Origin of the sequence: Streptomyces sp. McG3 (genome assembly GCF_018619185.1) — a bacterium.
Classification (GTDB): domain Bacteria; phylum Actinomycetota; class Actinomycetes; order Streptomycetales; family Streptomycetaceae; genus Streptomyces.
Window position 1 is genome coordinate 1 of record NZ_JAAXYC010000239.1, and the last position, 12758, is coordinate 12758.

Sequence of the window (12758 nt, forward strand, 5' to 3'; positions counted from 1 at the left end):
GCCTCCCGCAGCGCGAGCAGCGCCAGCAGCCGGGGCGACCCCAGGGTGCGGGCGGCCCGCTGCCCGGCCTCCGCCGCCCGTACCGCCTCCCTGGGCCGCCCCGCGTCCCGGGCCAGGAACGACGTGTTGCAGAACGCGTGCGCCTCAAGACCCGCGTCCCCGGCCAGCCGCGCCGTGGCCAGCGCCTCCGCGTAGTGCGAGCGGGCGTCGTCGAAGCGGCCCGAGTCGTGGGCCAGCCAGCCCACCGAGATGGCCAGCTCGCCCGCGCCCGCGTGCAGCCGGTCCGAGGTGGCGCGCCGTGCGGTGGTCCCGGCGTCCAGCAACTCGTACGCCGCGCGCAGCGGCTGCGCGGCCCGCCGGTAGAGCCCGTCCGCGCCGTGCCGGTCGTCCAGCAGCCGGATCTGCCGTACGGCCTTCTCGACGGCGTTCACCTCCGCCTCGCCGACCCGGCGCTGTGCGGGCAGAGAGACCCGGGCGGCGGAGGCGGGCGCCCCGCCGAGACCCAGGGAAGCGGCCGCCACCGTGGTGGTGCCGCTCGTCATGAACACGCGACGCAGCACGTCGCTCTCCTCGGGGATGTCGTCGGTTTCGGTGTCGCGGTGGAGAAGGGGGCCCCGGCCGGGACGGGTGTCGTGGTGAGGGCGGGGGAGACCGGACTCGTGGGGGAGACCGGGAGCGCGGGGGGTGGCGGCCGGGGCCGAAGCCGCCGCCCCCGTCGCGGGCGGCGGTTCGGACACGACCCGGGCGCCCCGCCCCCGTACGCTCTCGCGGGCCGAGAACCCCAGGTCGGCCAGGGACGTCCCGGGGAACATGTGCAGGAACACGCGTTCGTAGGCGTAGTTGGGGCAGCGGATCTCCCCGGACTCCACGCGCCCGATGTAGCGGGCGTCGCACGCGACCTGCTCCCCGATCTCCCGCGCCGCCCTGCGGACGGCCGCCGCGAACTCCCCGGCGGAACGCTGTCCGCGCAGCTGACGGAAGGCGAGGTTGGGAACTGCCGCTGTCGCCACCATGGCCGGCCCCTCTCTGGTGCGGCCGGGGCCCGTGGATCCCCGTGCCCCGGCGGAGCAAGAACGTACCTGCTGTGACGGAGCACACACACAGCGTTTCGTTGCGAAAGGGGTATACCGCCCTCGATCTGCCATGAACTGCCACCCTTTGCGGCGGTGTGGGCCCGTAGCCCTTGACGCACCAGGGGCGTTGGTCCATGTGGAGACGGAGCGTGGCTCCGTTCGGCGATGAGAGGAGGGGTTCCCTTGTTGCATCTCGGCAGGGAGACCGGCTCACGGACGACCGCGACGAATCCGATGGCCCCGGCGCAGGGGGACCAGTCCTGTGACCTCGTCACGGTCCCGGCCCGGCAGGGGCTGGAGGCCGTCGACATCCTCCGCCGCGGACGGGACCAGGAGCCCGTCGGCCCGGTCCTGCACGACGGCGCCTGCGACACCCTCGGATTCCTCGTGCCGCCGGGCACCGCCGACGCCTGGGACGTACCGGGCAGCGCCTGTACGCGGACCGACGGCCGCGGGCTGCGCATCCCCGCCGAGCCGCCCGGCTCCGGCTCGGGCTGGCTGCTCCCGCCCGCCGAGGACGCCCCGGTCACCGATCCGGCCGTGCTCCGCGCCGCCCTCGACCAGGCCGCCCGGCTCCTCAAGGCGGCCGACAACTGCTGCTGAGCCCATAATGGCCGGACGGGCGGAACACCTCCGCGCGACCGGCGACCCGGGCCCCCACCAGCAAGGACCAGCGAACGTGGCACGTCGAGGAGCGCCGGCCCGAGGCAAGGACAAGGCCGCGGGCAAGGGGAAGGCAGCCGGCGGGAGCAAAGCCGCGGGCAGAGGCGGAGCCGACGGGGCGAAGGGGCGTCAGGGCGGCGGCCGGGGATCCGGCCGGACCGAACGGGAGCCGGTCTCCCAGCAGGTCGGCGGCGGACTCGCCGAGCTCATACCCGACCGGGAACGCCCGGGCGCCTGGACGCTCCTGATCGACGGCGCCCCGCAGTCCCACGTGGACCTCGACGACCCCACGCACCTCTCGTTCGCCTACCAGCGCCGCCTCGGCCACGTCATCGACCTCGCCGCACCCCCGCTCCAGCCGCTGCACGTCCTGCATCTGGGCGGCGGCGCCTTCACCCTCGCCCGGTACACCGCCGCGACCCGCCCCCGCTCCACCCAGCAGATCGTCGAGATCGACGCGCCCCTCGTCCAGCTCGTCCGCGACCGCCTCCCGCTGGACCCCCAGGCCCGGGTCCGGGTCCGGGCCGCCGACGCCCGCGAGGGGCTCGGCAGATTCCCGGAGGGCTGGGCCGACCTGATCATCGCGGACGTGTTCAGCGGCGCCCGCACCCCCGCCCACCTGACCTCCGCCGATTTCCTCGCGGAGGTGCGCCGGGTCCTGAAGCCCGAAGGGCGGTACGCCGCCAACCTCGCCGACGGCCCGCCACTCGCCCACCTGCGCGGCCAGGTCGCCACCGCCGCCGCCGTCTTCCCCGAACTGGCGCTGGCCGCCGACCCGGTGGTGTGGCGGGGCCGCCGCTTCGGCAACGCGGTCCTGCTCGCCTCGGCCGTGGCGCTCCCGGTCGCGGAGTTCACCCGGCGGGTGGCGAGCGACCCGCACCCCGGCCGCGTCGAACACGGCCGGGCGCTCACCGACTTCACCGGCGGCGCGGCCGTCGTCACCGACGCGGCGGCCAGACCGTCGCCCACACCGCCGCCGTCCGTCTTCGAGAACCCGTGACCCCCGGACCAGACCTTGCCGGGCCCCCTGCTCAGTCTCCGCCCCTGATCACGGCTCGACGACCTGCACCGTCGGCGGAGTCCCGTTCCAGGTGCAGAACACCGAGTACGTCGTCCCGTTCTTCCCGCCCCCGTCGCTGAAGTCCACCCGGATCCAGGCGTCGTTCGTCCACACCTGCATCGACCAGCCCGGCTCCGGCGTCGCCGAGACGAGCTTCGCCGAGCGCGTGCCGAGCTCGAAGACCACCCGGCCGCCGTCGGTGCGATAGCTCTTCACCTCGCCCGAGTTCGACGGCGCGGGCGGCTTCGCCGGGGTGGCCGACGGCTTACGGGAGGGGCGCGGGGCCGACGGTGAGGGGCTGGTCCCGCCGGTGCGCGACGGGGCGGAGGCGGACGGGGGCGGCGAGGTCCGGTGCGTCGAGGAGACGAGCGGCGCCCCGGTGCTCTGCCCGATGCGCTGAGGAGGACCCGAACCCACCGAGACCGGCACGGCCCGGGGCGGGTCGTAGGCCGTCCCCGTCATGACCGTGTGCACACCCCACCACGAGAGTGTGACCGCCGCGCCGGTGGCGAGCGTCCACGCCAGCGCGTGTACGAGTCCTCGTTGCATCGGCACATCCTGCACCACCCGGCCCGCCCCGCTCGCCCCCGGAGGTCGTGAACAACCGCCCTTCTCCGGCCTTTACGGAGGTTTCCGACGGGACCGGGACCGGGCCCGCCGGCATGGCGTACGGTGCCGCCCATGGCAAGTGTGCTCGTGGTCGAGGACGACCAGTTCGTACGTTCCGCCCTCATCCGGCACCTCAGTGAGGCCTCCCACACGGTTCGGAGCGTGGGCACCGCGCTCGAAGCGCTGCGCGAGGTCGCGCACTTCCGCTTCGACGTGGTCATCCTCGACCTCGGGCTGCCCGACCTGGACGGCGCCGAGGCGCTGAAGATGCTGCGGTCCATCACCGATGTGCCCGTGATCATCGCCACCGCCCGGGACGACGAGAGCGAGATCGTCCGGCTGCTCAACGACGGCGCCGACGACTACCTGACGAAGCCGTTCTCCGTCGAGCACCTCTCCGCCCGGATGGCCGCCGTGCTGCGCCGCTCGCGCGCCGCCGGCGGTCAGGCGCCGCCGCCCCGGGTCATCCGCGTCGGCGGGCTCTCCATCGACCCGCTGCGCCGCAGCGCCGAGCTGGACGGGGCCGAACTCGACCTGACCCGACGCGAGTTCGACCTGCTCACCTTCCTGGCCGGGCGGCCCGGTGTGGTCGTCGCCCGCAAGGAGCTGCTGGCCGAGGTCTGGCAGCAGTCCTACGGCGACGACCAGACCATCGACGTCCATCTGTCCTGGCTGCGCCGCAAGCTCGGCGAGACCGCCGCCCGGCCGCGCTATCTGCACACACTGCGCGGCGTCGGTGTGAAGCTCCAGCCGCCGGCCGACGCCCCGGCCGACGCCCCGGCCGACGCCCCGGCCGGCGCTCCGGCCGACAGGCCGCTCGCGGAGCCGCCCGCATGAGATGGGCCCTCGTCAAGGTCTGCCTGGCGGTCACCGCCATGGTCGTCATCGCCTTCGCCGTGCCGCTCGGACTCGTCATCCGGGAGCTGGCCAGCGACCGGGCGTTCTCCGACGCCGAACGCCAGGCCGCGATGATCGCCCCGACGCTCTCCATCACCACCGACCGCGAGGAGCTGACCCGGGCCGTCCTGTCCACCGAACCGGGCGACCGGGGACGCCTCGCCGTCCATGTCCCCGCCGAAGGAGGGCCCCTGGACATCGGCACCCGACGCGCCACCCCCAAGGACGTGGCGACCGTGCGCAAGGCCGGGCGCGCCTCCATCACCGAGGTCACCGGCGGCTTCGCACTCCTCCAGCCGACCGCGCTGGGCACCGGGGACATCGCCGTCGTCGAGGTGTTCGTCCCCGAGGGCGAGGTCTCCCACGGGGTGGCCACCGCCTGGCTGACGCTGGCGGGCGTAGGCGTCGCGCTGATCGTCGGCTCGGTCGCGGTCGCCGACCGGCTCGGCGTGCGGATGGTGCAGCCCGCCCAGCGCCTCGCGGGCGCCGCCCAGGACCTGGGGGAGGGGCGGCTCGGCACCCGGGTCCCCGAGGAAGGCCCCACCGAACTGCGTTCCGCCGCCGTCGCGTTCAACTCCATGGCCGACCAGGTCGTCCAGCTCCTGGCCAACGAGCGCGAGCTGGCCGCCGACCTCTCGCACCGGCTGCGCACCCCGCTCACCGTGCTCCGGCTGAACGCCGCGTCCCTCGGCGAGGGTCCGGCGGCCGAACAGACCCGGGCGGCGGTCCAGCAGTTGGAGCACGAGGTCGACACGATCATCCGCACCGCCCGCGAGCAGCGCCCGCAGCCCCAGAACGGGCAGACGGGGGCGGGCTGCGACGCCTCCGAGGTGATCCGTGAACGCATGGGCTTCTGGTCGGCGCTCGCGGAGGACGAGGGCCGCGAGGTGCGCCTCGCGGGAGTCGACCGTACGGTGCGCATCCCGGTGGCCCGCCCCGAACTGGCGGCCGCCCTCGACGCGTTGCTCGGCAATGTCTTCCGCCACACTCCCGAGGGCACCGCCTTCTCCGTCGACGTCCACCACAGCGGCGACGCGGTCATCGTGCTCGTCTCCGACGCCGGCCCGGGGATCTCCGACCCGGAGGCCGCCCTCGCCCGGGGCACCAGCGGGCGCGACGCCGCGAGCGGGTCCGTCGGCTCCACCGGACTCGGCCTCGACATCGTGCGCCGGGTCGCCGAGTCCACCGGCGGCGACCTGCGCATCGGCCGGTCCGTCCTCGGCGGCACGGAGGTCCGGATCTGGATCGGCCTGTACGGCAGCCGCCCCGAGCGCGGCCGGCGCGGACACGGCCGCCGGGTCGGCCGCCGGACCGGCTGGCAGCGGCGCAGGGAGCCCCGGACCACGACCGTCCCCGGGCCCCAGCATTAACCCGCGCCGATGGGTTCCTTAAGCCCGCCCTAAGAACATCAACTGCGGCCCGTAACGCGCTCTTTGTCCATTCCGTTGCCGCTAGCGTGCTCGTTGTACCTCCTCGTCGGCGGTACAGACCCCCACGCCGGCCCCCACCGCCACCGGTCGCCCCGGTGGCGGTGGGGAAACCGGCAGCCCAGCAGCCCGAACGCCCCCCTCGGGCCCCGAACCGCACCCTGGCCCCCCACCGCGCGTCCCGGCCGGACCCCACCCCACCTCCGGCCGGGGCGCGCATCTCACCCGGCCTGGGCCCGCCACTCCTCGGCGTACGCGTCGAAGATCGCCCGCAGATGGTGGCCGATCTTCAGGTAGTCCAGATCGTCGAGGTTGGCCAGCGACACCCGCACCGACCACTCCGGGCCGTCGAACCCGCCGCCGTTGAGCAGCACCACCGATGTCTGCTCGGCCAGCCGGAACAGCGGGTCGACCGGCTCGTAGTTCTTCTCCAGGAAGTCGGCGAACGGCTTTCCGTGCACCCGCTCCGCCTCGGCCAGCAGGTCCAGCTCGATGTAGTACGCCGCCCGCTTCGGGTCCTCCGAGACCTTCATGTGCACGCCCTCCAGGAGGAGTTCGAGCCGCTGCTGGACGATCGCCCGGATCCGGTGCTTGTAGGCCTGGCCCTCGTCCAGCATGTCGAAGAGGGAGAAGAGCACCATCATCATCTGCTGCGGCAGCGACAGACCCGCCGTGTGGTTCAGCGCCACCTGCCGGGAGTCCGCCACCAGCCGGTCGATGAACCGGATCTTCTCCGGCTCCAACGACAGCGTTCCGTAACGCTTGTCGAGCCGGTCCTTCTGCTCCCGGTCCTGTTCCTTCAGCATCGCGTCGATCACGTTGTCGTCGTGCAGCGCGATCACCCCGAGCCGCCAGCCGGTCGCCCCGTAGTGCTTGGAGTAGGAGTAGACGAGGAGCGTGTTGCGCGGCAGGTCGGCCGCGAGCGAGCGGAAGCCCTCCACGAACGTCCCGTACACGTCGTCGGTGACGATGATCAGGTTCGGGTTCCGCTCCCCGACGATGGACACGATCTGTTCGGCGACCCGGGTGGAGAGCGCGAGGGAGGGCGGGTTGCTCGGGTTCACACAGCAGACCAGCTTCACCGACGGGTCCGCCAGCTTGGCGATCTCCTCCTCCGGGTAGCGCCACTGCCGCACCCCGGTCTCCGTGAACAGGCTCGCCTCCACCCGCACCACGTCGAAGTCGTACGTGTCCAGTTCCGGGATCTCCAGGTACGGGGTGAACACCGGCACCATCAGGGCGATCCGGTCGCCCTTCTTCAGGATCCCGTTCTTCATCAGCGAGTCGAAGACGTAACACATCGCCGCCGTGCCGCCCTCGGTCGCGAACAGGCTCAACGTCTGCCCCTCCGGCGGCCGGTGGTCGAACATCTCGTCCGCGATGTAGCCGCGCACGATCTGCTCGGTGTGGTGCAGGATCCGGTCCGGGACGGGATAGTTGTCGCCGATCGAGGAGTCCGCCAGCTCGTGCACGAACGCGTCCCGGTCGAAGCCGAACCGCTTCACCGCCAGGTCCACGCTCGCCTTCAGCAGCTCGATGCCCGGCAGCTCCGGGTGCGTACGGACGAAGTGCTCGAAGCGCTCCGCACACCCCGACTCCTCCGGCATGCCGCCCAGGTTGTCGGCCGTCCACACCCGCCGGGACTCCGAGATCGCGAAGTAGCCGAGCGCGTGGTACGCCTCGCGGGGCCCCGTGGCGACCCAGTTCGGGTTCCCGCGGCCCGCGTTCAGCATCGTCCGGGTCGACTTCCCCTTCTGACCCGGCTGATCGCTCTGCGCGGCCGTCGCGATCTGGATGAACTTGTCCTTCAGCTCGAACGGGGAGAGCTGGGCGAACGACCGGATCTCTTCACGGCTGATGCTGGTCTTGGGCATGGTGGTGTCCACTCCGTAGCAGGTCAGTGGTTGAGCAGGACGATCACGGCGCCCCACACCGTCAGCAGGACGTTGCCGACGGCGTACGGGATGGTGTAGCCGAGGGTGGGGATCTGGGACTTCGAGGTCTCGTTGACGGCGCCGATCGCCGCCGTGGTGGTCTGGCCGCCCGCCAGGACGCCCATCAGGATCGGGAAGCGGATCTTCTGCACGTAGTGCCCGACCAGGAACCCGACGAGCAGCGGTACGACGGTGGCGACCGCGCCCAGCAGCAGCAGCCCCCAGCCGGCCGAGGACAGCCCGCTGGTGAAACCGGGCCCGGCGTTGATACCGACGACGGCCACGAACAGGCAGAGCCCGAGCGTGTCCATGAACCACTGCGCGCCGGGCGGCACGTTCCCGTACGTCGGGTACTTGCCGCGGATCCAGCCGAAGACGAGGCCCATGATCAGGCCGCCGCCCGAGGTCGACAGGGAGATCGGCACCCCGCCGGCCGTCAGCGCCGGGATGCCGATGCAGCCGCCGAGGAAGATGCCGAGGCCGACCCAGACCATGTCCGTCGCGAAGCTCGTCGGGACGGGCTTGCCCAGCGCCTTCCCCGCCGGGCCGACCAGGCGTTCCGGGCCGGTGAGGACGAGCGTGTCGCCGCGCTCCAGCTTCGTGGACAGCCGGTAGGGGAAGACCGCCCCCGCCCGGTACAGCTTGTCGATGTACACGCCGACCATGAACGGCTCCCGCCGTACCTCCTCCACGGTCCGGCCCAGCTGCGCCTTCTCCGAGACGACGACGTGCAGCGTCTCGGTGCGGTAGCCCAGCAGCGTCACGTCGTCGGCCTCGGACCCGATGTGCGTCACCGCGTCGAACTCCACCAGGTCGCCCCGGATCGCGCTGACCGCGACGGTGTCGCCGAGGCGCAGGACGCGGGACTGGTCGTGCTCCAGGACCGTGCCGTCGCGGCGGATCCCGGTGAGGTAGACCCGGCGGCCCAGTGCCTTCTGCTGCTCCTCGAAGTCCGCCACCGAGCGGCCCGCCAGATCGGGCCGCTGAACGCTGTACGCGCGCAGCACCACCTCGTAGTAGCCCTCGCCCTCGTCCGGGCTCTCGTCCGGCGCGTCCAGCTCCGCCGCCAGCTCCGCGCTCTCCTTCGCCAGGTCACGGCGGTAGAGCCTCGGCAGCACGTTGGCCAGGAGCATCGCGCACAGGATGGTGCCGAGCGGATACGTCACCGCGTACCCGACGGCCACCAGGTTCTCCTGGGTCTTCACCTCGGCGGGGGAGAGGCCGGGCAGGGTGCCGATCGCGTCCTGGGCGACACCGATCGCGGCCGACTGGGTCAGCGCCCCGCTCATCAGGCCGGCGCCGAGCCCGGGACCGTAACCGAGCAGGTTCGCGAAGAGCCACGACACCAGCAGCCCGGTCACACAGACGATCACCGCGTTGACGACCTGCGGCAGGCCGTCCTTCTTCAGCCCCCGGAAGAACTGCGGGCCGACCCGGTAGCCCAGGGCGAACAGGAACATGATGAAGAACAGGTTCTTCACCGTGTCGTCGATCTGGACCTTGAACTGGGCCCCGAGCAGCAGTCCGGCGACCAGACAGCCCGTCACCGCGCCCAGCGCGATCGCCCGGTAACGGATCTTCCCGAGCAGGAAGCCGAACGCGACCACGAGGAAGACGAGCAGCTCGGGGTGGGGCTGGAAGACGTTCCGGTTCAGGAAGTCGATCACGTCATGCCCCCAGTACGCCGACGAGGATGGGCCCGGTCAGCGGCAGCAGGAAGTTGGAGAGCGTGTACGTGATCGTGTAGCCGAGAAGCGGTACGGAGCTCTGGGCCACCTGGGTGATGGAGGTGATCGCCGGGGTCGAGCACTGCTGTCCGGCGATCGCGCCGATCAGCAGCGGCTTCTCGATCTTCAGCAGCTTGCGCCCGACGATCAGGGAGATCGTCGCCGGGACCAGCACCATGGCGATGCCCGCGAACGGCAGCAGCGCCCCGTACTCCTTCAGCAGCGGCCAGGCCTGGGGCCCCGCCGCCAGCCCCGTACAGGCGATGAAGACGGCCAGGCCCATGTCCTTGAGCGTGCTCGCGGCCTGCGGCGGGAACGCCCCGAACGTCTGGCTGCGGGAGCGGAACCAGCCGAAGACCAGGCCGGAGATCAGACAGCCGCCGCCGGTGCCGAGCGACATCGGGATGTCCCCGAGCTTCACGACGATCTGGCCGAGCAGGGAGCCCGCCACGATGCCGAAGCCGAGGTAGATGAAGTCGGTGGCGTCGTTCTTCACCACCGCGCCGAGCTTCGCGACCAGCCGGTTCAGCCCGCCCCGGGCACCGACCAGGGTGAGCACGTCGCCCCGGGCGAGGACCGTCTCCCCGCTGGCGGGCAGGTGCTGGTCGTTGCGCAGCACGTCGGTGACGTAGACGCCGTCCTTGCGGAACTCCGGATGGCGCTTCTCCAGCCGGTCGATCGTCGCGCCGATCGTCTCCTTCTCGGTGACCGCGACCTGACTGGTGGCCAGCGGGGCGTCGAGCCCCGGCACGGCCGGGGTCTCCGGGCCGATCTCCCGGCCCGCCTCGATGATGGCCGCCCGCTCCCCGACCACCTGGATCAGGTCGCTGAGCGTCAGCTCCAGACCGTGCGAGGGCGTCAGCAGCTTGCTGCCGCGCTTGACGCCCTCGACGGTGATCCGGCCGCCCAGGGCGCTCTCCAGAGAGCCGACGGTCCGCCCGTCCGCCCGCGTCACCAGGTAGGTGCGGCCGACCATGCCGGGCAGCGCCTCGCGCTCGTCGGACTCCAGCCCGCCCTGGCCGCCGCGCATCTTCTCCCACAGCTCGCGCGAGGCGTCCGCCAGGTTGATGCGCATCAGCATCGGCATGATCTGGCTGGTGTAGAGCACGATGGTGATCAGGCCGAACAGGTAGCAGACCGTGTACGCGGTGGCGACGTGCCCCTGGTACTGGGTGATCTGCTCGGAGGTCAGGTCCTCCAGCTTGCCGATGGCCTCGGTCGCCGTCCCCACGACGGCGGACTCGGTGGCCGCTCCGGCGAGGATTCCGGATGCCGTGCCCACGTCCAGGTCGAAGGCCTTGGCGAGCCCGTAGGCGATGCCCAGGACGCAGACCAGCTCGATCAGACAGAGCGCGAAGAAGCGCAGGCTCTTGCGGTTGAGGTTGGCGAAGAACTGCGGTCCGGCCATGTAGCCGAGCGAGAAGATGAACAGCGCGAAGAAGACGGTCTTGACGTCGTCATCGACGCTGATGTGCCGGGTGCCGAGCAGCAGCGACACGATCAGGGTGCCGCAGATGCCGCCGAGCGTGATCGGGCCGACGCGGAGCTTGCCGACGAGATAGCCGGCCGCGAGGCAGAAGAAGAGGGCCAGTTCGGGATGGTCGCGCAGTACGCCCATCCCGCCTCACTCACCGGGGCTGGTGTCGGCGACCAGGATGATCAAAAGGTACATAAGGGAGAAATTAACAGGGGTGGGGTCCCCCGGCAGCTCGCCCGGCCCGGCCCGCCCCCGTTCACCTTCCGACGGGAGGGCGGCCCAACGCCCCCTCGGTGACGCGCCGGACATCCCTCGGCAACGGAATCGTCTTCAACTCTTGACACCCACCCCCTTCAGGCAGCAACCTTCCGGCAACGGCGCATGGGAGCGCTCCCACTCTGGGGGAAGGTCTCGCGCGCTTCCTCTTCCCGCACCAGATCCGACGCCCTCCGCCCTGCCTCGCGGAACAGCGCCGGTACCACCCCGGAACAAGGAGCAGTGGAATGCGCATCACCCGCAGCGTTGCCGGTCGACGCAGGAGAACCGCCTTCGTGGCCACCACGGGCCTCACGGTCACCGCCCTCCTCCTCACCGGATGCGGCGGCTCGTCCGACTCGGACAAGGGAGCCGACGCGGACGGGAACATCACCCTGACCCTCGCCGACTTCGGGCAGTTCGGGTACAAGGAGGCCGGGCTCTTCGAGAAGTACCACGAGCTGAACCCGAAGATCACGGTCAAGGAGGACACCACCGCCGAGGAGAAGAACTACTACCCCAAGCTCCTCCAGCAGCTGAACTCCGGCAGCGGCCTCGCCGACGTCCAGGGCATCGAGGTCGGCCGGATCAAGGAGATCGTCGACACCAAGGCGGACTCCTTCGCCGACCTCTCCAAGACGATCGGCGTGGACGAGTGGGTGTCGTGGAAGGCGAAGCAGGCCACCGCCCCCAACGGCGCGGTCATCGGCGCGGGCACCGACATCGGCCCCATGTCCCTCTGCTACAACCGTGAGCTGTTCGAGAAGGCCGGACTGCCCACCGACCGCGCCGAGGTCGCGAAGCTGACCGAGGGCGGCTGGGAGGACTTCCTCGCGCTGGGTGAGCAGTACAAGAAGAAGGCCCCCGAGGGCACGTACTTCATGGACTCCGCGAGCGCCATGTTCAACGCCGTGGTCAGCTCCAGCCCCGAGCAGTACTACGACGCGAGCGGCAAACCGATCTACGAGAAGAGCGCCAGCGTCGAGAAGGGCTGGAAGCTCGCCGCCCAGGCCGCGTCCAAGAAGCTGACGCAGGGCCTGGCCCAGTTCGAGGACCAGTGGCAGGCGGCCCTGCGCAAGAGCACCGTCGCCACCGTCGTCTGTCCCGCCTGGATGGCCGGCCAGATCTCCACCTACGCCGGTGACGCCAACAAGGGCAAGTGGGACATCACCAGCGCCCCCGGCAACACCTCCGCCAACTGGGGCGGCTCCTTCCTCGCCGTCCCGAAGTCCGGGAAGAACGTCGCCGAGGCCACCAAGCTCGTCGCGTGGCTGACCGCCCCCGAGCAGCAGGCCGCCGTCTTCAAGGCGATCGGCGTCTTCCCGTCCAACCAGGGCGCCTACGACCTGCCCGACGTGAAGAACGCGACCCTGCCGTATTTCAACAACGCCCCCATCGGCCAGATCTACGCCGACGGCGCGAAGTCCATCCCCGAGGCGGTCCTCGGCCCGAAGGACGGCGTGATCAAGGACTCCATCTCCACCCAGATCAACAACATGGAGCAGCGCGGCACCAGCCCCGACGACGCCTGGGACGCGGCCGTGCGGACGATCGACAAGGCCATCGGCTGACCTGACACCTGACACCTGACCGGCCCGAGCCGGTCCGGTGTCAGGTGTCAGGTCAGCCGATGGCC

At 71.4% G+C, this 12758-nt stretch carries 9 protein-coding genes and 1 pseudogene; 5 read left to right on the forward strand and 5 right to left on the reverse strand.

The features are described from left to right. Window positions 1–1013 (reverse strand): tetratricopeptide repeat protein (locus HET64_RS28840; protein WP_215110088.1); only part of this gene is annotated, 1013 nt, incomplete at its 3' end. A gap of 294 nt (window positions 1014–1307) precedes the next feature. On the opposite strand from HET64_RS28840, the gene HET64_RS28845 reads away from it, so the two are divergent. Both HET64_RS28845 and HET64_RS28850 read left to right on the forward strand, forming a co-directional pair. Continuing rightward, a complete protein-coding gene (locus HET64_RS28845) occupies window positions 1308–1676 on the forward strand; it encodes a hypothetical protein (RefSeq protein ID WP_215110097.1) in 369 nt (122 codons plus the stop codon). A gap of 76 nt (window positions 1677–1752) precedes the next feature. After that, complete coding sequence (locus tag HET64_RS28850; protein ID WP_215110089.1) at window positions 1753–2736, forward strand: spermidine synthase; 984 nt, start codon at window positions 1753–1755, stop codon at window positions 2734–2736. A 48-nt stretch (window positions 2737–2784) separates the two neighbouring features. Here the strand turns inward: HET64_RS28850 and HET64_RS28855 are convergent, their stop codons facing one another. Further along, the gene (locus HET64_RS28855; protein WP_215110090.1) at window positions 2785–3345 is read right to left on the reverse strand and encodes a hypothetical protein; all 561 of its coding nucleotides are present in this window, start codon (window positions 3343–3345) and stop codon (window positions 2785–2787) included. A gap of 132 nt (window positions 3346–3477) precedes the next feature. Between HET64_RS28855 and HET64_RS28860 the strand changes: the two genes are divergently transcribed. Continuing rightward, window positions 3478–4242, forward strand: a complete 765-nt coding sequence (locus HET64_RS28860; RefSeq protein WP_215110091.1) for a response regulator transcription factor — start codon at window positions 3478–3480, stop codon at window positions 4240–4242. Then, window positions 4239–5672 (forward strand): HAMP domain-containing sensor histidine kinase, encoded by a 1434-nt coding sequence (locus tag HET64_RS28865; protein ID WP_215110092.1) that lies wholly within the window; start codon window positions 4239–4241, stop codon window positions 5670–5672. Before HET64_RS28860 ends, HET64_RS28865 begins: the two co-directional genes overlap by 4 nt. Before the next feature lie 278 nt (window positions 5673–5950). Here the strand turns inward: HET64_RS28865 and HET64_RS28870 are convergent, their stop codons facing one another. From HET64_RS28870 to aspT (HET64_RS28880), 3 genes are read right to left on the reverse strand one after another with little or no spacing between them, the layout of a single operon-like run. Further along, on the reverse strand, window positions 5951–7603 hold the full coding sequence (locus tag HET64_RS28870; protein WP_215110093.1) for a bifunctional aspartate transaminase/aspartate 4-decarboxylase: 1653 nt from the start codon (window positions 7601–7603) through the stop codon (window positions 5951–5953). 23 nt (window positions 7604–7626) lie between these two features. After that, a complete protein-coding gene (aspT, locus tag HET64_RS28875) occupies window positions 7627–9330 on the reverse strand; it encodes an aspartate-alanine antiporter (protein ID WP_215110094.1) in 1704 nt (567 codons plus the stop codon). A gap of 1 nt (window position 9331) precedes the next feature. Further along, window positions 9332–11008 carry an aspartate-alanine antiporter gene (aspT, locus tag HET64_RS28880; RefSeq protein ID WP_215110095.1) on the reverse strand — a complete coding sequence of 559 codons (1677 nt, stop codon included), beginning with the start codon at window positions 11006–11008 and terminating at the stop codon, window positions 9332–9334. 362 nt (window positions 11009–11370) lie between these two features. Here aspT (HET64_RS28880) and HET64_RS28885 point away from each other — a divergent pair. Continuing rightward, window positions 11371–12477, forward strand: a pseudogene (locus HET64_RS28885) (ABC transporter substrate-binding protein); the annotation flags it as partial. Between the last annotated feature and the right edge of the window lie 281 nt (window positions 12478–12758).

Coding starts and splice junctions, on each gene's coding strand:
- HET64_RS28845 (WP_215110097.1), top strand. CDS start 1,308: ATGGCCCCGGCGCAGGGGGACCAGTCCTGTGACCTCGTCACGGTCCCG.
- HET64_RS28855 (WP_215110090.1), bottom strand. CDS start 3,345: ATGCAACGAGGACTCGTACACGCGCTGGCGTGGACGCTCGCCACCGGC.
- HET64_RS28860 (WP_215110091.1), top strand. CDS start 3,478: ATGGCAAGTGTGCTCGTGGTCGAGGACGACCAGTTCGTACGTTCCGCC.
- HET64_RS28865 (WP_215110092.1), top strand. CDS start 4,239: ATGAGATGGGCCCTCGTCAAGGTCTGCCTGGCGGTCACCGCCATGGTC.
- HET64_RS28870 (WP_215110093.1), bottom strand. CDS start 7,603: ATGCCCAAGACCAGCATCAGCCGTGAAGAGATCCGGTCGTTCGCCCAG.
- aspT (WP_215110095.1), bottom strand. CDS start 11,008: ATGGGCGTACTGCGCGACCATCCCGAACTGGCCCTCTTCTTCTGCCTC.